The organism is Asanoa ferruginea (assembly GCF_003387075.1).
In the GTDB taxonomy this organism is placed as follows: domain Bacteria; phylum Actinomycetota; class Actinomycetes; order Mycobacteriales; family Micromonosporaceae; genus Asanoa; species Asanoa ferruginea.
The window spans coordinates 5,674,340-5,699,945 of the sequence record NZ_QUMQ01000001.1 but is presented as its reverse complement, the minus strand read 5'-3'; the positions used below and the strand labels follow the sequence as shown (position 1 = coordinate 5,699,945).

Genomic DNA, 25,606 nt, shown 5'->3' with positions numbered 1-25,606 from the left:
CCCTCACATGTCCCACGACACCGTCATCTTCACTGGTCAGGGTGACGACCACGCCGATCCCTGGCACGACCTGCCGGCCACCAGTGCCGCCCTGGCCGACCTGCTCGGGCCGGCGACGAGCGTCAACGACGTCGACCGCCTCGAGGCAGCGCTCGACGGCGCCGAGCTGTTCGTCGTCAACGCGACCGCCTACCGGGTCGAGCCGGTGCCCGGCGACGCCACCTTCGTCGCCGCCGTGCAGGCCTTCCTGGCCCGTGGCGGCGGGTTGCTCGCCATGCACAGTGCGACAGTCGCCTTCCCGGGCTCGCCGGCCTGGCGCGCCATCCTCGGCGCGGTCTGGGAGCACGGTCGCACGTTCCACCCGCCGCTCGGCCCGAGCAAGGTCCACCGCACCGCGGTCGCACACCCGGTCGCCGATGGCCTCGGCGACTTCGAGGTCGTCGACGAGCGCTACACCGACCTCGACGTGGTCGTCGGCGTCACACCGCTGTTCACCCACGAGGAGGCCGGCACCAGCCACCCGGTGGTCTGGGCCCGCGAGGTCGGCGGCGGCCGGCTGGTCTACGACGCGCTCGGCCACGACACCCGGTCCTATGCGGAGCCCGCGCACGCCGCACTGCTACGCCGAGCCGCGACCTGGCTACGCGGCGCCAACTGAGTATCCGGGCTCATCACCACGCTTGCGCCGGGGTGGCAGGCTGGCGCTCGTGCGGAAGGCAACGGGGGTTGTCGCGGGCGCCGCGATAGCGGTGCTCGCGGTGGTGGTGGGCGCGGCGTGGCTGGCGCGCGACGGGGCGACGAGGGGGCGCCCCGATCGCGCCGACGGGGTCGGCAACTGGCGGGCGGTGCACAGCGCCTTCGCCGTCGACGACGATTGGATGGGCGGCCCGCAGGTGCTGGTCGCCGACCCCGACGGCTGCTATGCGGGCTTCGGGCGCGACGGGCTGTCCACCGGCTACTGGGTCGGCGAGGGCGACTGCCTGCGGTCCACAGTGGTGACTCCCAAGCGGTTCACCGGCGGCGACAGCCTGCCGGGCGAAGACCGCAACAGCGTCCTGTCGGCCGTGCCCGCGCACGGCGGCGGCTACCTCGCGATCACCAAGCACACCTTCCACGGCGACGCCTACGCCTACAACACGGCCATCCTGCGCGGCGACGGCACCCCAGACGGGTGGCGCACGGTCGCCCAGTTCGATGCCGACAAGGGCGAAGACCCGTTCGCCAGCCACGTCGGGCCGCTGTCGCTGGCCGCCACCGAGACCGGCTACGTCGCGGTCGGCCGGCACAACGACCGCACGCTGGCCTGGCTGTCGACCAACGGCGAGCAGTGGCGGGCGGTCGACCTGCCGACCCCGCCGCGGGCGCGGAGCACCGGCGTCAACAGCGTCGCCGCAGCGCCCGACGGGCGGCTGGTCGCGATCGGCACCAGTGCCGAACGCGACCAGCACTACACGGTCGTCACCTGGGTATCGACTGACGGTGGCCGGAAATGGCGGCTGGCAACGGTGCCCGACCTCGGCGGCGACCCGCAACTGGCGGTGCTGCTGCACGACGGCCACCGGTTCGTCGCACTCGGCGGCGCCGACGGCGACATCCGCGGCGCGGCGTTGGTGCTCACCTCCGCCGACGGCACGGCGTGGCAGCGCGAAGACCCCGACGCCCGGATGCTGACCGCCGCGACCGCGCTGCCGGACGGCACCGTGGTCGCGGTCGGCAGCACCGGCGAGGAACGCGACAGCGACGAGGCCGGCGGCACCCGCGAGTGTGCCGCCGCCTGGCTGCGCAGCGATGCCGGCACCTGGACCCGCGAGGAGTTGGGCTGCGACGGCGTGCCGACCTCGCTGGTCCGGCTCCGCGACGGCCGGGTCGCGGCCGTGCACTGGACCACCTTGTTCGTGCGGCGAGCCGAAGCCTAGGCGCGGTTGGCGGCCGGGATCCGGGTCGGGCCGAACGCCGCCTGGATCCAGTTGGGGTAGGCGACCGGCGGGCGGCTCACCTCGTCGAGTTCGGCGAGGTCCTGCTCGGTCAGCGTCAGGTCGCTCGCGGCGATGTTGTCGGTGAGCTGGTCGAGCTTGCGGGCGCCGACGACGACGCTGGTGACCGCGCGCTGTGCGAGCAGCCAGGCGATCGCGACCCGGGCCGGGCTGACCTCGTGTCGCGCGGCGACGACGCGCAGCGCGTCGACGATCGCGAAGCCGGCCTCCTCGTCGAACGGGACGAAGTCGGCGCCCGCCTGGATCCGGCGGGAGTCCAACTCGGTTGCCACACCGCCGCGGTCGAACTTGCCCGACAGGAAACCGCCGGCGAGCGGGCTCCACACCGTCAGGCTCAGTCCCGCGTCCTCGGCCATCGGCACCAGGTCGCGCTCGGCGTCGCGGGAGACCAGCGAGTAGTGCGTCTGGTTGGCCACGAACCGCGCCTGGTTGTGCAGCGCGGAGACGCCCAGCGCCTTGCTGATCTGCCAGGCGGCCAGGTTGGAGCTGCCGATGTAGCGGATCTTGCCCTGGCGTACGGCGTCGTCGAGGGCGCTGAGCGTCTCCTCGATCGGCGTTACGTGGTCGTGGTTGTGGATCTGGTAGAGGTCGATGTAGTCGGTGCCGAGCCGGCGCAGGCTGTCTTCCAGCGACCGCATCACGTGCAGCCGGGTCAGGCCCTGGTCGTTGGGGCCGGGCCCGACGGGTGCCAGCAGCTTGGTGCCGATCACCACGTCGCGGCGGCGCTTCCCGATCGCCCGGCCGAGCAGCTCCTCGCTCTCGCCGTCGGCGTACACGTCGGCGGTGTCGATGAAGTTGACCCCGGCGTCGAGCGCGGTGCCGACGACCTGGTTGACCTGCTCCTGCCCCAGTGCGCCGAGCTTGCTGAACACCGGGTGGTCCTTGCCGCCGAACGTCATCGTGCCGAGCGAGATCTCCGAGACCCACACCCCGGTGCGACCCAATAGGCGGTATTTCACTGTCTGCCCCTTTTCCCCGTCACGCTGTCCGGACATCGTGTCCGACAATTACGCTACACCGTGTCCGGGCAAGGTGTAGTGTGATCTCCGTGCCATCGATCACCCGACGCCGCAGCGCGGGTCCCGGGCGGCCGGCCTCGGGCGAGCGGGACATCCTGGCCGCGACCCGGCGGCTGTTGTCCGGTGGCGCCAACTTCACCGAGCTCGGCGTGCAACAGATCGCCACCGAGGCCGGTGTCGCCCGCTCGACCTTCTACGCCCATTTCCGCGACAAGGTCGACCTGGTCATGCGGCTGGCCAGCGACCTGGTGGCCACGTCCTTCAGTGTCGCCTCGGCCTGGGAGCCCGACGAGGGCGTCGACCGGATGGCGGGCGCCTTCCAGGAGGTGCTCGGGATCTACCGCGAGCACGCCGGCGTCGTCCGCGCGATCAACGAGGTCGCCGGCTACGACGCGACCGTGCGCGACTTCTGGAACGGTCGGCTCGGCCAGTTCGTCGACCGGACACTGGCGGTGCTCCGCGTCGAGCAGGAGGCCGGCCGGGTCGCCGCGAGCGTCGACCTGGTCAGTGTCGCCCGCATCATCGTCATCGGCGGCGAGCGGGCCATCGTCGACCAGATCACCGCTCGCGAACCCGCCACCGACGCCGCCTTCGCCCGCGAGTTGGCGCAGACCTGGTGGCTCGGGGTCTACCGCCGCGGACCCGTCGAGTCGCGCACGGTCAGGTAGGTCGGCAACACCACCGCGCGGCGCAACGGTTGGTGCTCCAATCGCGACACGAGCAGCGACACCGCGACCCGGCCGGCCTGCTCGATCGGCGCGGTCAGCGTGGTCAGCGGCGGGTTGCTGAAGTCGGCGCCGAAGATGTCGTCGCAACCGACCACGCTCAGGTCGGCCGGCACCCGCACGCCGCGCTCGCGCAGCCGGGTCAGCATGCCGATCGCGAACAGGTCGTTGAACGCCACGCAGGCCGTGGCACCGCTGTTGAGCACCGCGTCGGCGGCCGCGGTGCCCGAACCGCGACCGGACGGGAACGGGCCGACCCGCTGGGCGCCCAGCTTGTGGCGCTCGAGCGCGGCCTTCATCGCCTGCCAGCGGGCCTGGTTGGACCACGACTGCTGCGGCCCGGAGACGTAGACGATGTCGCGGTGGCCGAGCGAGACCAGGTGCTCGACCGCCTGGGCGATGCCGGCGGGGGTGTCGATCACGACCGACGGCACGCCGCGCACGTTGCGGTTGACGGTGACCAGCGGGATCTCGTCGGCCAGCGCGACCAACGATCGCGCCGGCAGCCGGGACGCGCCGAGGATCGCACCGTCGAGCGAGCGGCGCATGGTGTGCAGCATCTCGATCTCGTGCTCGCCCGAGTCTTCGGTGTCGATCAGCAGGTGGGCGTAGCCGGCCGCCTTGAGCTGCTGCTGGGTGCCGCGGATCATGCCGAAGTAGAACGGGTTGGTGACGTCGGAGACGACCAGGGCGACCGTGCCGGTGCGACCGGACGCGAGCGCCCGGGCCGTCGGGTGCGGCACGTAGTCGAGTTCGCGGGCGGCGGCCTGGATCCGCTCGCGGGTGGCGGCGCTGACCCGGCCCGGCCGGGACAGGGCGCGGGACACCGTCGACGTCGCCACGCCGGTCGCCGCGGCGATGTCGGCGATGGTCACCGGCCGCCGCCGTCCGTCGTCCACGGCGCCAGCAAACCACCGATGGCAACACATGGCAAACGGTTGTCACGCCGGAATCCGGCTGACTAGCGTCGGCCCACAACATCGACCATTCCCACTCCTTCCCCGAGGAGTTTCCGATGCACAGACGCACCTTCGCCGCGCTGATCAGCGCGCTCTTGCTGGGTTCGGCACTCACCGCCTGCGGCTCCGATGACGACGGCGGCGGCACGACCGGTGACAACTCCGGCGTCACCCTCACCATGCTCATGGGCGTCAACAACATCTACCCCGAGCAGCAACGGGCGTGGTTCACCGAGGTCTCCAGCAAGTTCCAGAAGGAGACCGGCGCGACCGTGCGGTTCGAGACGTTCGCCTCCGCCAACGACGAGCTCACAAAGATCCAGACCTCGGTGGTCGCCGGCCAGGGCCCCGACGTCTACGCACTGGGCACGACCTTCACCCCGACGGCTTACGCGACGGGCGCGTTCGTCGAGTTGCAGCAGGACGACTGGGACAAGGTCGGCGGCCGCGACCGGTTCCTGCCGGCCACCCTCGGCATCTCCGGCCCCGACGAGCAGCACCAGGTCGGCATCCCGTTCGCCAGCCGCCCGTTCGTGATGGCCTACAACAAAGACCTGCTCACCGCCGCCGGCATCGACAAGCCCGCCGACAGCTGGGACGGCCTGCGTGACCAGGCCAAGCAGCTCACCAAAGACGGCAAATACGGGCTGGCGATCGGCTACGCCGACGGGTTCGACCCGTGGAAGTTCATCTGGGCGATGACCACCCAGGCCGGCAGCCCGCTCGTCAAAGACGGCAAGGCCACGCTCGACAGCCCCAACACCAAGCTCGCCTACCAGAGCTACCTCGGCTGGCTGGCCACCGACAAGGTGGTCGATCCGGCCGCCGTGGGCTGGAAGAACGCACAGGCGATCGCCGCGTTCGGCGAGGGCAAGGCGGCGTTCCTGCCGATGGTCTCGGCCAGTTCCAAGGTGACCCTCGACAAGTCGGCGGTGGCCGGCAAATACGCCTACGCGGTGATGCCGACGATCCCGCCCGGCGCGACCGCGCTGCCGGCCGGCGGTGTCCCGGCGACCAGCATCCTGTCCGGCGACAACGTCGTGGTCGCCAAATACAGCAAGCACAAGGACCTGGCGCTGGCCCTGGTCAAGCAGCTGACCAGCGAAGAGTCGCAGACCAGCTACTACAAGACGTTCGGTGAGCTGCCGACCAACCAGGCCGCGGCCAAGGCCCTGGGCAGCGACCCGGCGCTGGCCGCGATCGTCGACTCGGCCGGCAAGTCGGTCAACACGCCGTTCACCGGCGCCTGGGGTCAGGTGCAGCTCGCGCTGACCAACGTGGTGGTGCAGTCGATCCCCGACCTGTCGGCCGGCAAGGTCGACGACGGCAAGCTGACCGGGCTGCTCGGCCAGGCTCAATCGACCGCGCAGGGCGCGCTCGACAAGGCCAAGTGAGCGAGCGCCGCCGCCCCGCGACCCGGCAGGGACGTCCACTCTGGATGTTCCTGCCGGGTGGCGTGCTCACCCTGCTGGTGATCGTCGTCCCGCTGGCGGTCGCTCTCTACATCTCGCTGCTCGACCTCGACCAGTATTCGATCCGGGAATGGGTCGGCGCCGACTTCATCGCGTTCGACAACTACGTCGAGGCGGTCCGCGACTCGCATCTCGTGCACGCGATCGGCATCAGCCTCGGCTACTCGGCGCTGGTCTCGCTCGCCTGCGTGCCGCTCGGGCTGGCCGCCGCGATCGCGACCCAGGACCGGTTCCGCGGCCGCGGGCTGGTGCGCTCGATCCTGCTGATCCCCTACGTGCTGCCGGCGTTCGTGGTCGGCAGCACGTGGCGGATCATCTTCCAGCCCGATGGCATCGCCAACCGGGTGCTGGGCACCGACGGCCTGTGGCTCAACGGGCCGCGCAGCTTCTGGGCGCTGGTCCTGGTGCAACTCTGGTCCGGCTGGCCGCTGGTCTACCTGCTGGCCGCGGCCGGCCTCCAGTCGGTCGACGCGAGCGTGCACGAGGCGGCGGCGCTCGACGGCGCCGGTTGGTGGGCCAAGCTGCGCTACGTCGTGCTGCCCCAGCTCCGCGGCCCGGTCTCGCTCGCGCTGGTCATCTCGTTCCTGCACAACGTCAACAGCTTCACGCTGCCGTTCGTGCTCTTCGGCGTGCCGAGCCCGGTCGACGTGGAGGTGCTGCCCGTGCTGACCTATGTGGAGAGTTTCCAGAACTTCGAGTTCGGGCTCAGCGTCGCGATGGCCGTGATCTCGCTGGTGCTGGTCGCCATCCCGATGGCGGTCTACCTGCGCGCCGTGCGCCTCGACACCGGCCGCGAGCGGGGCTCGCGATGAAGCCGCGCTCGGAGGAGGTTGCCCGGCTGCTGCCCGGTCCGCTGCGCGCGGTGGTGCTGACCGTGCTGCTGCTGATCGTGCTGGGTCCGCTGGCCTACATGGCGCTCGCGAGCGTCAGCTCCGACCTGGCGGTGGCCCGTGGCGCGCTCTGGCCCGACGGCTTCCACATCGACAACTACGCCAAGATCTGGTCGACCACCAACCTCGGTCGGGGCCTGGTCAACAGCGTGCTGATCGCCGGGGCCGTCGCGGTCATCAGTGCGTTCGTCGCGCTGCTGTCCGCGTACGTCCTCGTGCGCTATGCCTTCCGCGGCCGCGTCACGGTGCTCCGCGGCCTGCTCGCGCTCCAGAGCATCCCCGGCACGCTGCTCCTGCTCCCGGTGTTCGTGCTGTTCGCCAGCGCCGCCACCGCGCTCGGCGTCACCATCATCGGCACCCGGTGGGCCGTGCTGATCACCTATCTGACCTTCGCGCTGCCGTTCTCGACGTGGGTGATGGTCACCTACCTGCGCGAGCTGCCGCCGGAGCTCGACGAGGCCGCCCGGGTCGACGGCGCCTCGCCCTGGCGGGTGCTCACCCGGGTGATCGCGCCGCTGAGCTGGCCCGGCCTGGTCGTCAGTGGCGTGTTCGCGTTCCTGCTGGGCTGGAACGACGTACTGTTCGCCTCGGTGCTGACCAACCCCGACAGCCGCACCGCCGCGGTCGAGTTGCAGATCTTCGGCGCCAGCCAGGAAGGCGGCGCCCTGCCGGTCTACGGGCAGCTGATGGCGGCGGCCCTGGTCTGTGCGGTGCCGGTAGTCGCGCTCTACCTGGTCTTCCAGCGCTATCTGGTGGCCGGGCTGACCACGGGAGGCGTGCGATGACGCAGTGGACCCTGTCCGGCTTCGGTGACGAGATCGACCCCGACCCGGTGGTGCAGCTCGCCGTGCTGGCCGCGCTCGGCGCCCGGCACCTGGAGCTGCGCAGCGCCTGGGAGGTCAACGTCGTCGACCTCGACGCGGGCCAGCTCGACCGGATCGCGGCGCTGCTCGCCGAGCGCGGCATGGCGGTCTCCGCGATCGCGTCGCCGATCGGCAAGGTCGACATCACCGACGATCCGGCCGGTGAGCGCGTGCGGCTGAAAAGCGCGATCGCAGCCGCGCACCGCCTGGAGTGCCGCTACATCCGGCTGTTCTCCTTCTACCGCGCACCCGGCATCAGCGCCGAGGAGATCCGCGACGAGGTGCTGCGCCGGATGCGGGAATGGGCCACCGTCGCCGAGCGCGAAGGCGTCACGCTGGTGCACGAGAACGAGAAGGAGATCTACGGCGACACCCCGGATCGCGTACGCGACCTGGTCGAGTCGGTCGGCTCGCCGGCGCTGCGGGTGGCCTGGGACAACGCCAACTTCGTGCAGGTCGGCGTGCGGCCGTTCACCGACGGATACGCCATGCTCCGCCCGCACCTCGAGTATCTACAGGTCAAGGACGCGGTCGCGGCGACCGGCGCGGTGGTGCCGGCCGGGCACGGCGACGGCGAGCTACGCGAGACGCTGACCGCGCTGCGCGACGACGGCTACACCGGCTTCGCCTCGCTCGAACCGCACCTCGCGCTGCAGAGCGCGACCGGCGGCTTCTCCGGCCCGGCGGAGTTCGGCCGGGCCGCCCGCGCCTTCGCCGCCCTCACCGAATCGATCGGAGTCGAAACGCGATGACCAGCATCCCTGTCGGCATTGTCGGTGCCGGCATCATCGGCGACGCCCACGCCCAGGCGGTGGCCCGACATCCGCGCCTGCGGCTGGCCGCCGTCATCGACCAGGACCCGGCGGCCCGCGCCGCACTGGCCGCGAAGACGGGCGCGACCGCGTTCGCCGACCTGGCCGACGCCTTGGCCGCGGGCCCGATCGGGCTGGTCGCCATCTGCACCCCGACCGGGCTACACGTCGAGCAGGCCGAGGAGGCGCTGGCGGCCGGCGTGCACGTGCTGGTGGAAAAGCCGCTCGACGCCGGGCCGGCCGCCGCCCGCCGGCTCGCCGACCGCGCCGACGAGTTCGCCGCGAAGGGGCTGGTCGCCTCCGTGGTCAGCCAGCACCGCTTCGACCCGGCCAGCGTCGCGGTCGCGGCGGCCGTGCACGGCGGCGGGCTCGGGCAGATCACGTCGGCGGTGGCGACGGTGCCGTGGTGGCGGGCGCAGAGCTACTACGACTCGGCCGACTGGCGGGGCACCCGCCGGCTCGACGGCGGCGGTGCGCTGATGAACCAGGGCGTGCACACCGTCGACCTGCTGCTCTGGCTGCTCGGCGCGCCGGTCGAGGTGGCCGCCTACACCGCCCGGCTGGCCCACGAGCGGATCGAGGTCGAAGATGTCGCGGCCGCCACGCTGCGGTTCGCGTCCGGCGCGCTGGCGACCCTGCACGCGACCACCGCCGGCCATCCCGGGCTCGGCGTCCGGTTGCAGGTGCACGGCACCGGCGGCTCCGCGGTCATCCACGACGACCAGCTCGAATACCTGCACGCGACGGGCGTCGAGCGGGCCGACGACGCGGTGCCGGCGAGCGAGTTGCGCGGCGCGCCGAAGCCCGACGACAGCTTCGTGCTGGGCCACCTGCGCCAATACGACGACGTGGTGGCCGCCATCGACGGGGGGCGGCCACCCGGTGTGGGGCTGCGCGACGGTCTGCTCGCGGTCGCCGTCGTGCACGCGGTGTACGCGTCGGCGGCGCTCGGCCGGCCGGTCGCGGTCGACGACGTGCTCGCCGGCAGCTTCGACGACCTGGCGGAGGCGGCCCGATGAGGTTCTCGGTGTTCACGGCGTCGACTCCACAGTGGAACCCGGCCGAGGCAGCCGCCGAGCTGGCCGCGCAGGGCTGGGACGGCATCGAGTGGCGGGTCACCGACCAGGACGACGCGCCGGTGCCGGGCTTCTGGACCGGCAACCGGGCCACCTGGCCGCTGCGCGGGCTCGAGGAGAGCCTGCCCGAGATCGCCCGGATCACCCGCGACGCGGGCCTCGACTTCTCCGGCATCGGCGGCTACGTGCCGAGCAACGAGCGCTCCGACGTCGAACGGATGCTGGCCGCTACGGCGGCCCTGGGCGCCGGGCGGGTCCGGGTCACCATGCCGAAGCTGGGCACCGCGCCCTATCCCGAGCTGTTCGCGGCCACCCGCGACGACCTGGCCTGGGCGGCCGAGCGGGCCGCCGCGCACGGGGTCACCGCGCTGGTCGAGCTGCACCACGGCACGATCGCCGCCGCCGCGTCGGCCGCGCTGCGCCTCGTCGATGGACTCGACCCGGCCCGGGTCGGTGTCATCCACGACGTCGGCAACCTGATCATCGAGGGCCACGAGGACCATCTGGCCGCCTTCGAGCTGCTGGGCCCCTATCTGGCACACGTACACGTGAAGAATGTGGCCTGGCGTCCGGTCGGCACCCGGGCTGACGGGTCGACCGCGTGGGCACCGGACTGGGCACCACTGCGCACCGGCCAGGCCGACCTAGGGGCCTACTTCACGGCGCTGCGGGCCGTCGGTTACGACAACTGGGTGACCGTGGAAGACTTCTCGACGGCGCTACCGCTCGCGGAGCGCACCCGGGACAACCTCGCCTACCTGCGCACGCTCGCGGGTTAACCCCGACGGAGGGCAGCCGTGAAGATCGTCGACGCGCGGGTGATCGTGACCAGCCCCGGCCGCAACTTCGTCACCCTCAAACTGATCACCGACGACGGCCTGACCGGGGTCGGCGATGCCACGCTCAACGGGCGCGAGCTGGCGGTCGCCGCCTACCTGACCGAGCACGTGGTGCCGGCGCTGATCGGCCGCGACGCCAGCCGGATCGAAGACACCTGGCAATACCTCTACAAGGGTGCCTACTGGCGGCGCGGCCCGGTGACGATGACCGCGATCGCCGCGGTCGACACGGCGCTGTGGGACATCAAGGGCAAGGCCGCCGGCATGCCGGTCTACCAGCTCCTCGGCGGTCGCAGCCGGGAAGGCGTCACGGTGTACGGGCACGCCAACGCGGAAGACACCGAAGGGGTGCTCGCCGAGGTGGCCCGCTACGTCGACCTGGGCTACAAAGCCGTGCGGGTGCAGGCCGGCGTGCCCGGGCTGGCCACGACCTACGGCGTCAGCGGCGACAAGATGTTCTACGAGCCGGCCGACGCGGCGATTCCGAGCGAGGCCGTCTGGTCGACCGAGCGCTACCTGACCCACACGCCGAGCGTGTTCGCCCGGGTCCGCGACGAGTTCGGCCCGCAGTTGCGGCTGCTGCACGACGTGCACCACCGGCTCACCCCGATCGAGGCCGGCCGGCTGGGCAAGAGCCTCGAGCCCTACGCACTGACCTGGATGGAAGACCCGACACCGGCCGAGTTGCAGCAGAGCCTGCGGCTGATCCGCCAGCACACCACGACCCCGATCGCGATCGGTGAGGTGTTCAACACCATCTGGGACTGCCAGCAGCTCATCGCGGAGCAGCTCATCGACTACATCCGGGCCACCGTGGTGCACGCCGGCGGCATCACCCACCTGCGCCGGATCTTCGACCTGGCCGCGCTGCACCAGGTGCGCAGCGGCTCGCACGGCGCGACCGACCTCTCGCCGGTCTGCATGTCGGCGGCGCTGCACCTCGACATCTCGATCCCCAACTTCGGCCTTCAGGAATACATGCGACACACGGCCGAGACCGACGCGGTCTTCCCGCACGGCTACCACTTCGCCGACGGCTACCTGCACCCGTCGGAGGAGCCCGGGCTGGGTGTGGACATCGACGAGGAGCTGGCCGCCCAATACCCTTACCGCCCGGCCGCGCTGCCGGTCAACCGGCTCGAAGACGGCACACTGCACAGCTGGTGAACTTTCCGTCGATCGTGCAAAAGTTGCGGCGATCCTCTTAGAACTTTCGCTCGCAACCATCTATCTTTTTGGCCCCGAGTGCCATTATCGTCGGTCTATCCCCGTAACACTCCCGACACAACCCGGGTCGCTCCGCAGGCGCGTCGGCGGCGCCTGAATCGATTCACCCATCCCACGTGACGGCTTCACCCTGCTGTCGCGACGCTGGCGGCTGCCTGCCGCCGAGAGGACGGACGACGATGACCGAAACTCCGTTGGACCCCGCCGCACGCAGCCGGCTCACCCGGCGCAACATCCTGAAGGCCTCCGGCGCCGCCGCCGCCGCCATCGGCGCGGCCGGGCTGCCGGTGCTGTCGACCAGCGCACCCGCGATCGGCGACCGCGGCCTGCACGCCGACGAGCTGATCCCAGCGAAGCGGCGCGGCATCATCCTCTACTCCGTGCGCGACCGGATCTCGGCCGCGCCCGACGACAGCGGCATCCCCTACGGCTTCGAGCGGGTGCTGGCCCGGGTCGCCGAGCTCGGCTACAAGGAGGTCGAGTTCGCCGGCTACACCCAGCACACCTCGATCCTCGGCCGGCAGATCACCCCGGCGGAGATCCGCAAGATCCTCGACGACAACGGGCTGGTCGCCAACGGCACGCACACCTCGATCAACCCGACCACCTTCACCGAGCAGCTCGACATCTCCGAGACGCTCGGCATGAAGCACATCGGCACGGGCTCCGACCCGACGAACTCCGCCTACACGGCGGACTGGGACGCGGCCGCCGACGTCTGGAACGAGCTCGGCCGGCAGGCCAAGCGCCGTGGGATGAAGCTCTACACCCACAACCACGACGCGGCGTACGGGTTCCTGCTCGACGAGGGCCCGCTGGACGCCAACGGCAAGCCGACCCGCTCGTCGGGCATGCGCAAGCTCGAATACTTCTTCGGCAAGGCCGACCCGAAGTATGTCTTCTTCGAGCTCGACATCTACTGGGCCTACGTGGCCCGGTTCAAGCACCAGAAGTTCATCGACAAGCGCGGCGTCGAGCGCACCGACCTGTTCGACCCGATCCTCAACGTGGCCTCGCGCGGCGACCGGTTCCCGCTGTTCCACGCCAAGGACGGCAACCGCAACAGCGCTTTGAGCAACGGGTACGAGATGGTGCCGCTCGGCGAGGGCGACATCAACTTCCAGCAGTTCTTCGAGACCATCGGCGACGCCGACTACCGGCACGCCAACTGGGAGCAGGACAACGCGCCCGGCGGCACGGCCAACCCCGGCCAGTCGCTCGACTTCGCCGCGATCTCCTACCAGAACATGAGCGAGCTGACCATCTACAAGCGCGGCCACTGAGCCGGGCCGGGCGCGGCGGCGCGCGCCCGGCCTCCGAGGCAACCCAATACCCCGGAGGAAAGATGCCATCCACCCTCCGCCGACGGCTGGCAGTGCTGGCCGCGGCGACCATCGGACTACCGCTTGTGGCACTGGCACCCACCAGTGCCCAGGCGGACCCCCGGGCCACGGACCCGGAACAGCTTGTCGCGGCCGAGAACGGCCCGCCGGCCCTACGTTCCGAGGCGCGGGCACCGAAGAACTACAAGGTGCTCGTCTTCACCAAGACCGACGGCGTCCGTCGGCCGTCCATCCAGGACGGTGTCGCGACGATCCGCGCACTGGCCAAGGACAACGGCTTCACCGTGACGGCCAGCCAGGACGCGGGCGTGTTCACTGCCGACAACCTGGCCAATTTCCGCGCGGTGGTGTTCCTCAACACCACCGGTGACATCCTCAACGCGGCGCAGCAGGGCGCGTTCGAGGCCTACATCAAGGCCGGCGGCGGCTACGTCGGCGTGCACGCGGCGGCCGAGACCGAGCCGGACTGGCCGTTCTACCAGGCGCTGGTCGGCGCGAAGGTGGCCAGTGCCACCGGTGTCGAAGCCGGCAACGTCGACATCGCCGACCGGGTCCACCCGGCGACCGAGACGGTGCCGCGCACGCTGACGCTGACCGAGGAGTGGTATAACTTCACCGCCAACGTCCGGGGCCAGTCACACGTGCTCGGCACGGTCGACGAGAAGAGCGTCACCGGCGGCACGATGGGCTTCGACCATCCGATCACCTGGTGCAAGGACTATCAGGGCGGGCGGTCCTTCTACACCGGGCTCGGCCACTCGATCGAGACCTACCGGGCCACGGCCTACAAGAAGCACCTGCTCGGCGGCATCCAGTGGGCGTCCGGCGTGGTCGAGGGCGACTGCGGCGCGACCGTGCTGGCCAACTACGAGAAGGTCACCCTCAACGACGAGCCCGGCGAGCCGATGTCGCTGGCCGTGCTGCCCGACGGCCGGGTGCTGCACAACACCCGCGGCGGCCAGATCCGGCTCTACGACCCGGCGACCAACGCGAGCCCGGTGATCACCACGATCCCGGTCTACTCGCACGACGAAGACGGCCTACAGACGCTGGCGATCGACCCCGACTTCGCCACCAACAAGTGGGTCTACGTCTACTACGCGCCGCCGCTGAGCACCCCCGTCGACAACCCGGCGACCCCGGGCGTCAACGAGGGCGACGCGCCGGCGACCAGCACCGACCCGACGACGTGGGACAAGTTCAAGGGCTACAACCAGCTTTCCCGGTTCAAGCTGGTTGACGGCGCCACCCCGCACCTCGACCTGGCCACCGAGCAGCAGATCATCCGGGTCGACACCGACCGCGGCATCTGCTGCCACGTCGCGGGCAAGGTGAAGTTCGACGGCAAGGGCAACCTGTTCCTGATTACCGGCGACGACACCAATGCCGGCGGCTCGGACGGGTTCACCCCGATCAACGACTCGCCCAACCAGGGCCCGGGCTACGACGCCCGGCGTTCGGCGGGCAACACCAACGACCTGCGCGGCAAGCTGCTGCGGATCAAGGTGAAGGCCAACGGCACCTACACCGTGCCGAACGGCAACCTGTTCCCCGAGGCGCAGGACACCGCTGGCAAGACCCGTCCGGAGATCTTCCTGATGGGGCTGCGCAACCCGTTCCGGTTCGACGTCGACAGCACCGGCCGGGTGTACGTCGGTGACTACTCCCCCGACTCGCGGGTGTCCAACCCGCTGCGCGGGCCGGAGGGCACCGGCCGCTGGTTGAGCACCAACACGGCCGGCAACTACGGCTGGCCGCTGTGCGTCTCGCCAAGTTTGGCCTATGTGGACTTCGACTTCGCGACCCGCACCTCGGGTGCGCCATTCAACTGCGGCGCTCCGGTGAACGACTCGCGGCACAACACCGGCCTGTCCGTGCTTCCGGCGGTGCAGCAGGCGCAGTTCTGGTACACGTACGAGGCTCGTACGCCATGCAGCAGTGCCTATCTCCAGAACCCACCGATCCCCTGCGACTTCAAGTGGCCGGTGATCGGCACGGGTGGCGTCGGCCCGCACGGCGGCCCCATCTACAAATACGCCGCCGACAGCACCTCGGAAGTGAAGTTCCCGGAGTACTACAACAACTCGGTCGTGTTCGGCGAGTTCACCCGGGACAAGATCTTCATGATGCGCACCGACGGCAAGGGCAACCTGACCGGCGTCGAGCAGTTCCTGCCCGGCGTGGTGTTCGACAACCCGATGGAGATGGAGTTCGGCCCCGACGGCGCGCTCTATGTCCTGGAATACGGCGACGGCTTCTTCAACGCCAACCCCGACGCGCAACTCTCCGTCATCCGGTATGTGAAGGGCACCCGGTCGCCGGTGGTCAAGCTGTCCGCGACACCGACGTCGGGGCAGGCACCGCTGAACGTCGCGTTCTCCTCGGCCGGCACCTTCGACCCCGACCCGGGCGAGTCCATCTCCTACGCCTGGGACTTCACCAACGACGGCACCGTCGACTCGGCGGACCCGAACCCCTCGTTCACGTACACCCAGAATGGCTCCTATGTGGCCAAGCTGACGGTGACCGACTCGAGCGGCAAGACGGGTGTGCTGACGACGGTCATCGTGGTCGGCAACACGGCGCCCACGGTGCGGGTGACCTCGCCGCTGGCGGGGACGTTCTTCGACTGGGGCGACTCGATCCCTTACACGGTCGAGGTATCCGACCCCGAGGATGGTCCGATCGACTGCTCGCGCGTGGTGGTGACGTTCGTGCTCGGTCACGACACCCACGGTCACCCGGACGGCTCGACGACCGGTTGCACCGGCACGGTGCAGTCACCGGCCGACGGCGCCGACCACGCGGGCGGCTATCTCTACGGCGGGATCAGCGCCTCCTACACCGACCTCGGTGGTGGCGGGCAGCCGCCGCTGACCACGGTCGGCCAGGCGGTCATCCAGACGCCGCGACAGCAGGCCGAGTTCGCGCAGGTGCAGACCGGCGTGACGGTCGCCAACACCGGTGACACCGGCGGCGGCCAGCACGTCAACGGCATCGACCCGGGCGACAACATCGCCTTCGACCCGATCAACCTGGGTGGCGTGGCGACCGTGACACTGCGGCACTCGGGCGGCTCGGCGACCACCGTGGGCACCCCGCGGGCGACCGTCGAGTTGCGGGCCGACTCACCCACCGGCCCGGTGGTGGCCACCGCGACGCTCAACGCGACGACCGGCAACGGCGCCTTCGTCGACACCCCGGTCCCGGTCAGCTACCCGGCCGGCACGCACAAGCTCTACCTGGTCTTCGGCGCCGTGACCGGCGGCCCGACGACCGGCCTGGTCAACCTCAACTGGGTCCAGTTCGACTGAAGTTCGTCGCGAAGCGGCCCGCCGTCCCCTGTGGGGTGGCGGGCCGTTTCGGCGATCATGCATCCCCGCGACGCGAGCTACGCTCACGACAAAAGCTCGGTTTCACCGGCCTTAGGGAGACACCTGTGGCAAAACCCACCATCGTCCTCGTGCACGGCGCGTGGGCCGACGCGTCGAGCTGGAACGCCGTCGCGACGCCCCTTCAGGAGCAGGGCTTCACCGTCCTCGCACCGACCAACCTGCTGCGTGGCGTGACCATCGACGCGCCCTACATCGCGTCGTTCCTCGCCCAGCGCACGACCGGCCCCGTCGTCCTGGTCGGTCACTCCTACGGCGGGTTCGTCATCACCAACGCGGCGACCGGCGGCGGCGACGTGCGGGCGCTGGTCTACGTCGACGCGTTCGTCCCCGACGAGGGTGAGTTCGTCTTCCAGATTCTGGGCGGCTCCGGCTCGGCACTCGCCGTTCCCGACCCGACCACCGTGCTCGACCTCGCCGGCTACCCGGGCGCTCCTGAGGGCGACGTCGAGGCGTTCCTCAAGCCCGAGACCGTGCACACCTCGTTCGCACAGGACCTGCCCGAGGCCGACCGCGCTCTGATCGCCGCCGGCCAGCGGCCCATCACGCTCAGCGCCAACACCACCCCGTCCGGTCCCGCCGCGTGGAAGTCGCTGCCGAGTTGGGCCGTCGTCGGCCTGCAGGACAAGGTGATCCCGCCGGACACCCAGCGCCAGATGGCCGAGCGCGCCGGTGCCACCATCACCACCGCGGACGCGTCACACGTGTCCATGGTGTCGCAGCCCAAGGTGACCATCGAGGCCATCCTGGCCGCGGCCGCCTCGGTCGAGTAACACCCTCGCCCCACGACAGAGGAGCTCAGCCGAAGCGCTTCGAACCGCCTCGGCTGAGCCCTTCGCGGAGATATGGTCGGCTGTATCCATTTTGGCCGCGTTCTGTCGTTAGGGAGACCGCATGGCAAAGCCCACCATTGTCCTCGTGCACGGCGCCTGGGCCGACGCGTCGAGTTGGAACGCCGTGGCGTCCACCCTCCAGGGTCAGGGCTTCACCGTCTTCGCACCGACCAACCTGCTCCGGGGCGTCACGATCGACGCGCCCTATGTGGCCTCGTTCCTGGCCGGACGCACCAGCGGCCCGGTCGTGCTGGTCGGCCACTCCTACGGCGGGTTCGTCGTCACCAACGCCGCGACCGGCGGTGGCGACGTGCGGGCGCTGGTCTACATCGACGCGTTCATCCCCGACGAGGGTGAGACGACCTTCCAGATCATCGGCGGTTCCAGCTCGGCCCTCGCCGTGCCCGACCCGACGACGGTCTTCGACCCGGTGCCCTACCCGGGCGGGCCGCCGGGTGACGTCGAGGCGTTCCTCAAGCCCGACGCGGTGCACAACTCGTTCGCGCAGGACCTGCCGGAGGCCGATCGCTGGCTGATCGCGGCCGGCCAGCGGCCGCTGACGCTGAGCGCCAACAACATCCCGTCGGGCGCGCCGGCCTGGAAGTCGCTGCCGAGTTGGTCGGTCATCGGCCTCCAGGACCGGATCATCCCGGCCGACGTCCAGCGCCGCATGTGCGAGCGCGCCAACGCGACGATCAGCACCGCCGAGGCCTCACACGTCTCCATGATCTCGCAGCCGCAGGTGACGATCGACGCGATCCTGTCCGCGGCCGCGTCCATCAGCTAGGCCCTGATTGATAACTGAGGCCCGCCGCAGCCCGGCCTCAGTTATCCAACAGGGCCTAAATCCGTTGCCGGTCGTTGGCCCTGACGGCAGACTCGCCAGGTGGATGAGGTGCAGCGGGGCCAACGCCGGATGTCCTTCAACGCGGCTGCGGAGACTTACCGGCGCGGCCGGCCTCCCTACCCGGAAGCGGTCTTCGATCTGCTGGTCAGCCGTTGTGGGTTGCGGCCCGGCACCCGGGTGCTCGAGATCGGCGCCGGCACGGGCCTGGCGACCGGGCCTTTGCTGGCGCGTGGCGCCGACGTCGTCGCCGTCGAGCCGGGCGCCAACCTCGCTGAAATCCTCGCCGCCACCCACCCGGCCGCCGAGGTGGTGATCAGCGACTTCGAGACCGCTGAGCTCACGGGCTCGTTCGACCTCGCGGTGGCCGCGACCTCACTCCATTGGGTCGATCCGGTCGCCGCGATCGCGAAACTCGGCGACCTGGTCAGACCAGGCGGCTGGCTGGCGGCCTGGTGGACAGATTTCGGCGACGTCAACCGCCCGACGACGTTCCGCGACCGGCTCGACGACGTCTACCACGACCTGCTGCCGGGCGGACCCGGCTATCGCGACAGCCGCCCATACATGCTCGACACCGAGCGCTGGCGCGGCGTGCTGACCGCGGGCGGCTGGTTCGGCGACGTCTCGGTCGACGTCATCGAGTGGGAGCAGACACTGACACCCGAGGCGGCGCGCGAGCTGTGGTCGACGTTCCCCAACATCGCCGAGCTCAGCCCGGCCGACCACGAGCAGTTCCTCAGCCGGCTCGCCGGCCTCATCGACGGCGAAGTGGCTGACCCTCGGCTGACGGCGGTCTACACCGCCGCGCGCACCGGCTAACGGACCGCCGAGAGGCCGTTGCGGACCTCCTTGGCGAAGAGCTCCGGCTCCTGCCAGGCGGCGAAGTGGTTGCCCATGTCGACCTCGTTGAAATAGATGAGGTCCGGGTAGGCGGCTTCGGTCCACGACTTCGGCGCCTGGTAGAGCTCGTGCGGGAAGACACTGACGGCGGCCGGCACCCGCACGCCCTTGGCGTCGAAGAAGCCGAGCTTGTTCTCCCAGTAGAGCCGCGCCGACGAGACGCCCGTGTTGGTCAGCCAGGTCAGCGTGATGTTGTCGAGGACCTCGTCGCGGGTCAGGCTGCCGACCGGCTGCTCGTCGACGAACGCCATCGAGATGTCGTCGTAGCTCTGCGCGTCGTGGTCGAGCATCCAGGCCGCGAGGCCGATCGGCGAATCGGCGATGCCGTAGAGCGTCTGCGGGTGCAGGCCCATCTCCACGGCGTACCCGATTCCCTTAGTGAACATGAATGTGAGCTGGTCGAACGCGCGACTCTCGTCTTTGGACAGACCGGTCGGCCGCGGGTCGCCGGCGCCGAGCACATTGGACGCGATCACCTTCGAGACCGCGGCCGGGACGGTTCCGGGCATGTTGGAGTGGATGCCGAGCAGCCCGTCGGCGGCCTGCACACCCATCAGGTCGGTGATGATCGCTCCCCAGTCGCCGCCCTGCGCCGCGTAGCGCGAATAGCCGAGGCGGTTCATCAACACCGTCCAGGCGCGGGCGATGTGGTCGGGATCCCAGCCGGTGGTGTCGGGGCGGCCGGAGAATCCATACCCCGGCATCGACGGAATCACCACGTGGAAGGCGTCCTCGGCGCGGCCGCCGTGTGCCTCTGGATCGGTGAGCGGGCCGATGGCCGACAGCATCTCCACGACGGAGCCCGGCCACCCGTGCGTGATGATCAACGGCAGCGCGTCGTCGTTCTTGGAACGCACGTGGATGAAGTGAATGTCGAGACCATCGATGGTGGTCAGAAACTGTGGAAAGGCGTTGAGCCGCTGCTCGACCCGGCGCCAGTCGTAGTCGCCACCCCAATAGCTGGCGAGCGCGCGCATCGTGTCTTCCTGCACACCCTGCGACGCGTCGTCGACGGGTTCGCTTTCGGGCCAGCGGGTGGCGGCGATGCGCCTGCGGAGGTCGTCGAGATCCGACTCGGGAACCTCGACGGTGAACGGCCTGATCGCGTCGCGTTGCCCAGACAACTCGGACTCCTCTCAACGTTTGAACGTGGCATGCCGCGCGCCAGCGGCTGATCCACGGCACGTCGAGGAAATGGAGCGCGTCATCCTGGGCCGGCGCCGAAGGCCAGCCAGCACGCCAGGTGTATGAAACTTCAGCGTAAGCCCGACCCGTCATGCGGTGTCGAGGAACGCCCGGATCCGTGCGGCGATCGGCGGCCAGTCGGGGCTGAGCCAGATGACGTGGGTGTGCGCGTGGCTTTCGACGAGGGTGGCGTGCCGGATGGTGCTGGCGAGGGATTCGGCGTGGGCGAACGGCACGCCGCGGTCGGTGCGAGTAGCGATCACCAGCGTGGGCTGGTCGATCTGGGCGGTGACATCGCGCGTCGGGCGTAGGTCGTTGCGGAAACCTCGGCCCGAGCGCATGTGCGTGAACAGGTCCACGAGCGCCGCGCGATCTTCGTCGGACAGCGCGGCGAGGACCGTTCCGGACGGCACGGTCGACAGGCCGCGCAGCATGAACCGCAAGCCGGCGTCCGGCGCCAGCCGCATGAGGGTGCGGACGCCGGCCCAGGTGGCCCGTTCGGTCACCGCGTTGAAGGCGACGTGCGAACCGAGTCGGGTCAGCCGATCCGGAAAGGGCAGGAAGCTCACCGCGCTGAGCAGTATCAGCCGCTCGACGAGGTCGGGATGGCGGGCCGCCATCGTCGCCGCCGTCGGCCCGCCGCCGGATATACCAACGGCGGCCGCGACGCGGTCGATGCCCAACTGAGCGCAGAGCGCGGCCACCAGGTCGCAGTAGTCCTCGATGGATCGGGACAGCGGGGTTCGGCCGTAGCCGGGGCGCGACGGAGCCAGGATCGTGCGATCGAAGGCCTCCTCGCCCAGCGCGAGACCGGCCCGCACGTGGCCGCCGTGGAAGACCAGCACGACGCCGTCGCCGCGGGCATCCAGGCGGAATTCGATCTGCCCGGCTGCCAGCTTGGCGACGGTCGTGGGGCGAAGGACCCGGCGCATCGAACCGCAGCATAATCGGTGGCCGATTTCCTTGGGTGCTGGTTGGTTGGCGGTATGAGTACATTCGGCGATCCCTCGTTCTACGGCGAGCGTTACGCGCACGAATACGACGACCGCACCGAGCTCGACCCGGGCCCGGCCGTGGCGTTCCTCAGCAAGCTGGTGCCGGCCGGCGGGCGGGTTCTGGAGCTGGCCACCGGCACCGGCCGGGTGGCGATCCCGCTCGCGGCGACCGGTGTCGCGGTCGACGGCATCGAGGGCTCCATCGAAATGGTCGAGCGGATGCGGGCCAGGCCCGGCGGCGCGGAGATCTCCACAGTGGTGGGTGACATGGCCGACCTCGACGGCCTCGACGGCCCCTACGACCTCGCCTATCTGGTCTTCAACACGCTCTTCAACCTGACCTCGCAGGAGCGTCAGATCGACTGCTTCCGCAACGTCGCCCGGGTGCTCGCACCCGGCGGGCTTTTCGTCATCGAGGCGTTCGTCCAGGACCTGACCGTCTTCGACCGCGGGCAGCGGGTCAACACGCGAGCGCTCAGCGAAGACGTGGTCGACATGGAATACCAGTTGCACGATCCGGTCGCGCAGACGGTCACCTACCAGCGGGTGACGATCGATGCCGCCGGCACCACACTGCGGCCGCTGCTGCTCCGCTATGCCTGGCCGAGCGAGCTTGACCTGATGGCCCGCCTGGCCGGCCTGCGGCGAGCGGCGCGCTATTCCGGCTGGGACAGCGCGCCGTTCACCAAGACCAGCAACCAACACGTGACGGTGTACGAGAAAGCGTGACGCTCTAGAAGGCGAAGAACCACCACTGATTGGTGTACGGGAAATCCGATCCGAAGCAGTCCCACTGCCGCAGTTCGGTCAGGTCGTAGCGGTCGGCGGGCGGAACGTCGACGCACTTGTGGTCGTAGACGGGCCGCATCTGGTAAAGGCCGTTGGGTCCCTGCACGAACTCGAACATCTGCTGCCAGCCGGGGCTGCAGTCCCAGGTCTGGATCCGTTGCCCGTTCTCGAAGCGGCCGTCGAGGACGTCGAGGCACTTGTCGGGGTTCTGGTAGAGCAGGAAGATCGGCTTGATCCGCCAGGCGGTCACGCCGTTGACGCGGCCGATGTTCTCCAGCTCGAACTTCTGGTTGTTGGTGTCGAAGCAGCTGTATTGCTGCACGACCGCGCCATTGTGGAAGTTCCAGTCGCGGATGTCGATGCACTTCCGCGACATGTCGTTGACGATGTAGTAGGTGCCGCCGGAGCCCGGCGTCACGTGGTGATAGGTGTAGGGCGCCGCCTGCGCCGGGCCGCTGACCAGCACCAGGCCGGTCACCGCCAGCAGCAGCACCGCGAGAGCACGGCTCAGCTGTTTCATCACGGGCGGACCGTAGCCAGCCGACCTATTTTTGATCTATCCGGAGCGGCCCGGCACCTCTGGTGAGGGGTGCCGGGCCGGTCGCGCGGAATTCAGGGTCAGCAGCTCGCCTTGTAGGCGGCCGCCTGGCCCTCGGCGCTGGACAGGTTGTCCTTGGTGATGATGGTCGAGCCGGTCTGGATGTTGGCCTCGTTCGGCTCACCCTTGAGGGCCTTGATCGCCTGCTGCACGCCCTGGACGCCGATGTCGCCGGGCTGCTGCGCGATCAGCGCCTGCACGGTGCCGTCCTGGAGCGCCTTGATCTGCTCCGGGCCGGCGTCGAAGCCGACGACGTTGACCTTGCCCTGCTTGCCGGCCTGGCGGATACCGGTCGCGGAGCCCTGCGCCGAGAAGAGGTTCGACGCGAAGATGCCCACGATGTCGGGGTCCTTCTGCAGTGCGGCGCTCACGATCGAGGCGGCCTTGGCCGGGTCGTTCTGCGAGTACTGCACGCCCAGGTAGGTGAACTTCGGGTCGGCCTTGGCGGCGTCACCGAAGCCCTTGTCGCGGGCGTCGGTGGTGCTGATGCCGGGCTGCACGCCGACGCCGAGGACCTTGCCGCCGTTGGGGGCGAGCTTCTGGATGGCCTCGAACGCGGCCTTGCCACCCGCGCTGTTGTCCGACGAGATCGCCGACACCGCGACCGACGGGTCGTTGAGCGTGGTGTCGACCAGCACGATCTTGATGCCCTGGGCCTTGGCCTGTGCGATCGGCTGCTGCATCGCCGAGACGTCGGTCGGTGCGATCAGGATCGCGTCGGGCTTCGACGCGATGACCGACTGGAGCACCGGGGTCTGCAGGGTCGGGTCGAACTTCTGCGCACCCTGGACCGAGACGGTGGCGCCTTCCTTGGCCGCCTCGTCCTTGATGCCGCATTCCATCGTGATGTAGAACGCGTCGCCGGCGACACCCTGGACGAACGCCAGCTTGTAGTTGCCGGACTTGGCGCCGCCGGCGGTGGAGCCGCCGCTGTCGCTGTCGGAGCCACAGGCGGCCGCGCCGAGCGCGACGGCGGCCAACGCGGCGACTATGGCGGTTGACTTGCGCTTCATGCTGATCCCTTTCTCGATGCGCTTCCTGCACGGGACAGGAATGGCAGGCGTGTTTTCGTGCCTCTCACCGCGGCTGCACGGCGGAGCTGGTCGACGTAGACGACGGCGACGAGCACCGCGCCGACGACGACCTGCTGCCAGAACGGCTGGACGCCGGTCTGGATGAACCCGTTCTGCAGCACGATCGGGATGAACAGTCCGATGACGGTGCCGAACACGGAACCGATGCCACCGAACAGGCTGGTGCCGCCGATGGCGACGCCGGCGATGACGTTCAGCGGCGTGTTGGACTGGCCGCCGATCGTCGTGGACTGGAAGAAACCGAGGTTGAGCAGGCCGGCGAAACCGGCCAGCAGCCCCGCGAACGCGTACACCTTGATGAGGTGTCGCTCGACCTTGACACCGGCCCGGCGGCCCGCTTCGGCGTTGGAACCGATGGCGTAGGTGTAGAGGCCGAAGCGGGTGCGGTGCAGGAGCACGATGCCGAAGATGACGACCACCGCGGAGATCACCGCGATCGTCGGCACCTGGCCGACGATGTTGCCGAAGCCGATGTCGTCGACCAGCGTCTTCGGGGCGTCGCGCAGGTCGAGGCCCTTGGTGATGATCTGCGCGAAGCCGAGGGCGGCGCTGAGTGAGCCGAGCGTGACCACGAGGGGTGGCACCTTGGCCTTGGCCACCAGGATGCCGTTGAGCAGGCCCCAGGCCAGGCCGGAGGCGAGGGCCGCGACGAGTCCGATGAGGACGGTGCCCCAGCCCTGGCCGCCGAACGCGACCATGATCTTGTCGGCGACGACGCCGCTGAACACCAGCACGCTGCCGACCGACAGGTCGATGCCGCCGGTGATGATCACGAAGGTCATACCGACGCCGAGTACGGCGTAGATGGCCGTGTTCTGCACGATGCCGCGGATGTTGAACCCGGTGAGGAACGTGTCGGGGCGCAACGCGGTGAACACCGCGATCGTCACGATCAGCAGGATCAGGATCTGCAGCGCCTGGAGGCGGGAGACCCGGCTGAGCCGGCCGGTCGGCGCGTCCTCGGTGGAGACCGGCGTCGCCGCCTTCGTCGTGGTCATGACGCCTCCTGTGCCACTGCACCGGTCATGGCTGACACCAGTTGCTCCATCGAGGTGTCGGCCTTGTTGTAGGTGGCGACCCGGCGGCCGCGCCACATCACCTGGATGCGGTCGGCGACCTCCATGACGTGCGGCATCGAGTGGCTGATGAACACCACGCCGATCCCCTCGCCGCTGACCCGGCGGACGAGTTCGAGCACGTTCTGGGTCTGCACCACGCCCAGCGCCGCCGTCGGCTCGTCCAGGAAGATGACCTTCTGGGCCCAGGCCGCGGCGCGGGCCACCGCGATGCCCTGGCGCTGGCCGCCGGACATCCCGCCGACCGTGCCGTTGAGGTCGCGCACGGTCGCGCCGAGCCGGTCGAACGCGCTGCGGCTGCCGTCGCGCATCGCCTTGCTGTCCATGAAGCCGAGCTTGCCGAGCAGGCCCTTGCGCATCACCTCGCGGCCCAGATACATGTTCTGCACCGGGGACAGGTGCGGCGCGAGCGCGAGGTCCTGGAAGACGGTCTCCATGCCTAGCTCGCGGGCGTCGGTCGGCGAGGCGAGCTGCACCGGTTTCCCGTCGAAGAGAACCTCGCCCGCGTCGGCGCTCTCGGCTCCACTGAGGATCCGCACCAGCGTGCTCTTGCCGGCGCCGTTGTCACCGATCAGGGCGACCACCTCACCGGCCTGCACGTCGAAGTTGGCGTCGGTCAGCGCCTCTACGTGCCCGTAGTGCTTGGTGATCCCACGCGCTTCGAGTACCGCTGTCATG

The 25,606-nt window shown here is 69.9% G+C and carries 24 protein-coding genes; 16 read left to right on the top strand and 8 right to left on the bottom strand.

Annotated features, from left to right (window positions below):
- Nucleotides 1-7: 7 nt before the first annotated feature.
- Nucleotides 8-658, top strand: coding sequence for a ThuA domain-containing protein (locus DFJ67_RS26690; protein ID WP_116070538.1), 651 nt, complete (start codon nt 8-10; stop codon nt 656-658).
- Between the two features lie 49 nt (nt 659-707).
- Nucleotides 708-1,916 (top strand): glycoside hydrolase family protein, encoded by a 1,209-nt coding sequence (locus DFJ67_RS26685; protein ID WP_147315611.1) that lies wholly within the window; start codon nt 708-710, stop codon nt 1,914-1,916.
- On the opposite strand, the gene DFJ67_RS26680 is transcribed toward DFJ67_RS26685, so the two are convergent.
- Nucleotides 1,913-2,953 carry an aldo/keto reductase gene (locus tag DFJ67_RS26680; RefSeq protein ID WP_116070536.1) on the bottom strand — a complete coding sequence of 347 codons (1,041 nt, stop codon included), beginning with the start codon at nt 2,951-2,953 and terminating at the stop codon, nt 1,913-1,915. The two genes, DFJ67_RS26685 and DFJ67_RS26680, sit on opposite strands and share 4 nt — an antisense overlap.
- An 89-nt stretch (nt 2,954-3,042) precedes the next feature.
- On the opposite strand from DFJ67_RS26680, the gene DFJ67_RS26675 reads away from it, so the two are divergent.
- On the top strand, nt 3,043-3,681 hold the full coding sequence (locus DFJ67_RS26675) for a TetR/AcrR family transcriptional regulator (RefSeq protein ID WP_147315610.1): 639 nt from the start codon (nt 3,043-3,045) through the stop codon (nt 3,679-3,681).
- On the opposite strand, the gene DFJ67_RS26670 is transcribed toward DFJ67_RS26675, so the two are convergent.
- Nucleotides 3,642-4,637, bottom strand: a complete 996-nt coding sequence (locus DFJ67_RS26670) for a LacI family DNA-binding transcriptional regulator (RefSeq protein WP_203783092.1) — start codon at nt 4,635-4,637, stop codon at nt 3,642-3,644. The two genes, DFJ67_RS26675 and DFJ67_RS26670, sit on opposite strands and share 40 nt — an antisense overlap.
- A 116-nt stretch (nt 4,638-4,753) precedes the next feature.
- Here DFJ67_RS26670 and DFJ67_RS26665 point away from each other — a divergent pair, with 116 nt between their 5' ends.
- The 12 genes from DFJ67_RS26665 to DFJ67_RS26610 all read left to right on the top strand — a co-directional run bounded on the left by DFJ67_RS26665 (nt 4,754) and on the right by DFJ67_RS26610 (nt 19,110).
- Nucleotides 4,754-6,091 (top strand): sugar ABC transporter substrate-binding protein, encoded by a 1,338-nt coding sequence (locus DFJ67_RS26665; protein WP_116070533.1) that lies wholly within the window; start codon nt 4,754-4,756, stop codon nt 6,089-6,091.
- Nucleotides 6,088-6,981, top strand: a complete 894-nt coding sequence (locus tag DFJ67_RS26660; RefSeq protein WP_239096973.1) for a carbohydrate ABC transporter permease — start codon at nt 6,088-6,090, stop codon at nt 6,979-6,981. Before DFJ67_RS26665 ends, DFJ67_RS26660 begins: the two co-directional genes overlap by 4 nt.
- On the top strand, nt 6,978-7,844 hold the full coding sequence (locus DFJ67_RS26655; protein ID WP_116070531.1) for a carbohydrate ABC transporter permease: 867 nt from the start codon (nt 6,978-6,980) through the stop codon (nt 7,842-7,844). The genes DFJ67_RS26660 and DFJ67_RS26655 overlap by 4 nt, the downstream gene beginning before the upstream one ends.
- Entirely contained in the window at nt 7,841-8,674 is an 834-nt protein-coding gene (locus DFJ67_RS26650) for a sugar phosphate isomerase/epimerase family protein (RefSeq protein ID WP_116070530.1), read from the top strand. The genes DFJ67_RS26655 and DFJ67_RS26650 overlap by 4 nt, the downstream gene beginning before the upstream one ends.
- Nucleotides 8,671-9,753 carry a Gfo/Idh/MocA family protein gene (locus DFJ67_RS26645; protein WP_116070529.1) on the top strand — a complete coding sequence of 361 codons (1,083 nt, stop codon included), beginning with the start codon at nt 8,671-8,673 and terminating at the stop codon, nt 9,751-9,753. Before DFJ67_RS26650 ends, DFJ67_RS26645 begins: the two co-directional genes overlap by 4 nt.
- On the top strand, nt 9,750-10,589 hold the full coding sequence (locus DFJ67_RS26640) for a sugar phosphate isomerase/epimerase family protein (protein WP_116070528.1): 840 nt from the start codon (nt 9,750-9,752) through the stop codon (nt 10,587-10,589). Before DFJ67_RS26645 ends, DFJ67_RS26640 begins: the two co-directional genes overlap by 4 nt.
- Before the next feature lie 18 nt (nt 10,590-10,607).
- Nucleotides 10,608-11,816: a D-mannonate dehydratase ManD gene (manD, locus tag DFJ67_RS26635; protein WP_116070527.1), complete on the top strand. Its 1,209-nt coding sequence runs from the start codon at nt 10,608-10,610 to the stop codon at nt 11,814-11,816.
- Between the two features lie 239 nt (nt 11,817-12,055).
- Nucleotides 12,056-13,159, top strand: coding sequence for a sugar phosphate isomerase/epimerase family protein (locus DFJ67_RS26630; RefSeq protein WP_116070526.1), 1,104 nt, complete (start codon nt 12,056-12,058; stop codon nt 13,157-13,159).
- Between the two features lie 62 nt (nt 13,160-13,221).
- Nucleotides 13,222-16,533, top strand: a complete 3,312-nt coding sequence (locus DFJ67_RS26625) for a ThuA domain-containing protein (protein WP_116070525.1) — start codon at nt 13,222-13,224, stop codon at nt 16,531-16,533.
- Between the two features lie 125 nt (nt 16,534-16,658).
- Nucleotides 16,659-17,384, top strand: a complete 726-nt coding sequence (locus DFJ67_RS26620; protein ID WP_116070524.1) for an alpha/beta fold hydrolase — start codon at nt 16,659-16,661, stop codon at nt 17,382-17,384.
- A 121-nt stretch (nt 17,385-17,505) separates the two neighbouring features.
- Nucleotides 17,506-18,231: an alpha/beta hydrolase gene (locus tag DFJ67_RS26615; protein WP_116070523.1), complete on the top strand. Its 726-nt coding sequence runs from the start codon at nt 17,506-17,508 to the stop codon at nt 18,229-18,231.
- Nucleotides 18,232-18,330: 99 nt separating this feature from the next.
- Nucleotides 18,331-19,110: a class I SAM-dependent methyltransferase gene (locus DFJ67_RS26610; protein ID WP_147315609.1), complete on the top strand. Its 780-nt coding sequence runs from the start codon at nt 18,331-18,333 to the stop codon at nt 19,108-19,110.
- On the opposite strand, the gene DFJ67_RS26605 is transcribed toward DFJ67_RS26610, so the two are convergent.
- Both DFJ67_RS26605 and DFJ67_RS26600 read right to left on the bottom strand, forming a co-directional pair.
- Entirely contained in the window at nt 19,107-20,315 is a 1,209-nt protein-coding gene (locus DFJ67_RS26605; protein ID WP_116070521.1) for an epoxide hydrolase family protein, read from the bottom strand. The genes DFJ67_RS26610 and DFJ67_RS26605 overlap by 4 nt on opposite strands.
- Nucleotides 20,316-20,465: 150 nt before the next feature.
- Nucleotides 20,466-21,308: an alpha/beta fold hydrolase gene (locus DFJ67_RS26600; RefSeq protein ID WP_116070520.1), complete on the bottom strand. Its 843-nt coding sequence runs from the start codon at nt 21,306-21,308 to the stop codon at nt 20,466-20,468.
- A gap of 54 nt (nt 21,309-21,362) precedes the next feature.
- On the opposite strand from DFJ67_RS26600, the gene DFJ67_RS26595 reads away from it, so the two are divergent.
- Nucleotides 21,363-22,100, top strand: a complete 738-nt coding sequence (locus DFJ67_RS26595) for a class I SAM-dependent methyltransferase (protein WP_116070519.1) — start codon at nt 21,363-21,365, stop codon at nt 22,098-22,100.
- 4 nt (nt 22,101-22,104) lie between these two features.
- On the opposite strand, the gene DFJ67_RS26590 is transcribed toward DFJ67_RS26595, so the two are convergent.
- From DFJ67_RS26590 to DFJ67_RS26575, 4 genes are all read right to left on the bottom strand, one after another.
- Entirely contained in the window at nt 22,105-22,680 is a 576-nt protein-coding gene (locus tag DFJ67_RS26590) for an RICIN domain-containing protein (protein ID WP_116070518.1), read from the bottom strand.
- Nucleotides 22,681-22,778: 98 nt separating this feature from the next.
- Nucleotides 22,779-23,771, bottom strand: a complete 993-nt coding sequence (locus DFJ67_RS26585) for an ABC transporter substrate-binding protein (protein WP_116070517.1) — start codon at nt 23,769-23,771, stop codon at nt 22,779-22,781.
- Nucleotides 23,768-24,850, bottom strand: a complete 1,083-nt coding sequence (locus DFJ67_RS26580; protein WP_116070516.1) for an ABC transporter permease — start codon at nt 24,848-24,850, stop codon at nt 23,768-23,770. Before DFJ67_RS26580 ends, DFJ67_RS26585 begins: the two co-directional genes overlap by 4 nt.
- Nucleotides 24,847-25,605: an ATP-binding cassette domain-containing protein gene (locus tag DFJ67_RS26575; RefSeq protein WP_116070515.1), complete on the bottom strand. Its 759-nt coding sequence runs from the start codon at nt 25,603-25,605 to the stop codon at nt 24,847-24,849. Before DFJ67_RS26575 ends, DFJ67_RS26580 begins: the two co-directional genes overlap by 4 nt.
- Nucleotide 25,606 lies beyond the last annotated feature (1 nt).

Coding starts and splice junctions, on each gene's coding strand:
- DFJ67_RS26690 (WP_116070538.1), top strand. CDS start 8: ATGTCCCACGACACCGTCATCTTCACTGGTCAGGGTGACGACCACGCC.
- DFJ67_RS26665 (WP_116070533.1), top strand. CDS start 4,754: ATGCACAGACGCACCTTCGCCGCGCTGATCAGCGCGCTCTTGCTGGGT.
- DFJ67_RS26655 (WP_116070531.1), top strand. CDS start 6,978: ATGAAGCCGCGCTCGGAGGAGGTTGCCCGGCTGCTGCCCGGTCCGCTG.
- DFJ67_RS26650 (WP_116070530.1), top strand. CDS start 7,841: ATGACGCAGTGGACCCTGTCCGGCTTCGGTGACGAGATCGACCCCGAC.
- DFJ67_RS26645 (WP_116070529.1), top strand. CDS start 8,671: ATGACCAGCATCCCTGTCGGCATTGTCGGTGCCGGCATCATCGGCGAC.
- DFJ67_RS26640 (WP_116070528.1), top strand. CDS start 9,750: ATGAGGTTCTCGGTGTTCACGGCGTCGACTCCACAGTGGAACCCGGCC.
- DFJ67_RS26630 (WP_116070526.1), top strand. CDS start 12,056: ATGACCGAAACTCCGTTGGACCCCGCCGCACGCAGCCGGCTCACCCGG.
- DFJ67_RS26625 (WP_116070525.1), top strand. CDS start 13,222: ATGCCATCCACCCTCCGCCGACGGCTGGCAGTGCTGGCCGCGGCGACC.
- DFJ67_RS26615 (WP_116070523.1), top strand. CDS start 17,506: ATGGCAAAGCCCACCATTGTCCTCGTGCACGGCGCCTGGGCCGACGCG.
- DFJ67_RS26600 (WP_116070520.1), bottom strand. CDS start 21,308: ATGCGCCGGGTCCTTCGCCCCACGACCGTCGCCAAGCTGGCAGCCGGG.
- DFJ67_RS26595 (WP_116070519.1), top strand. CDS start 21,363: ATGAGTACATTCGGCGATCCCTCGTTCTACGGCGAGCGTTACGCGCAC.
- DFJ67_RS26590 (WP_116070518.1), bottom strand. CDS start 22,680: ATGAAACAGCTGAGCCGTGCTCTCGCGGTGCTGCTGCTGGCGGTGACC.
- DFJ67_RS26585 (WP_116070517.1), bottom strand. CDS start 23,771: ATGAAGCGCAAGTCAACCGCCATAGTCGCCGCGTTGGCCGCCGTCGCG.
- DFJ67_RS26580 (WP_116070516.1), bottom strand. CDS start 24,850: ATGACCACGACGAAGGCGGCGACGCCGGTCTCCACCGAGGACGCGCCG.
- DFJ67_RS26575 (WP_116070515.1), bottom strand. CDS start 25,605: ATGACAGCGGTACTCGAAGCGCGTGGGATCACCAAGCACTACGGGCAC.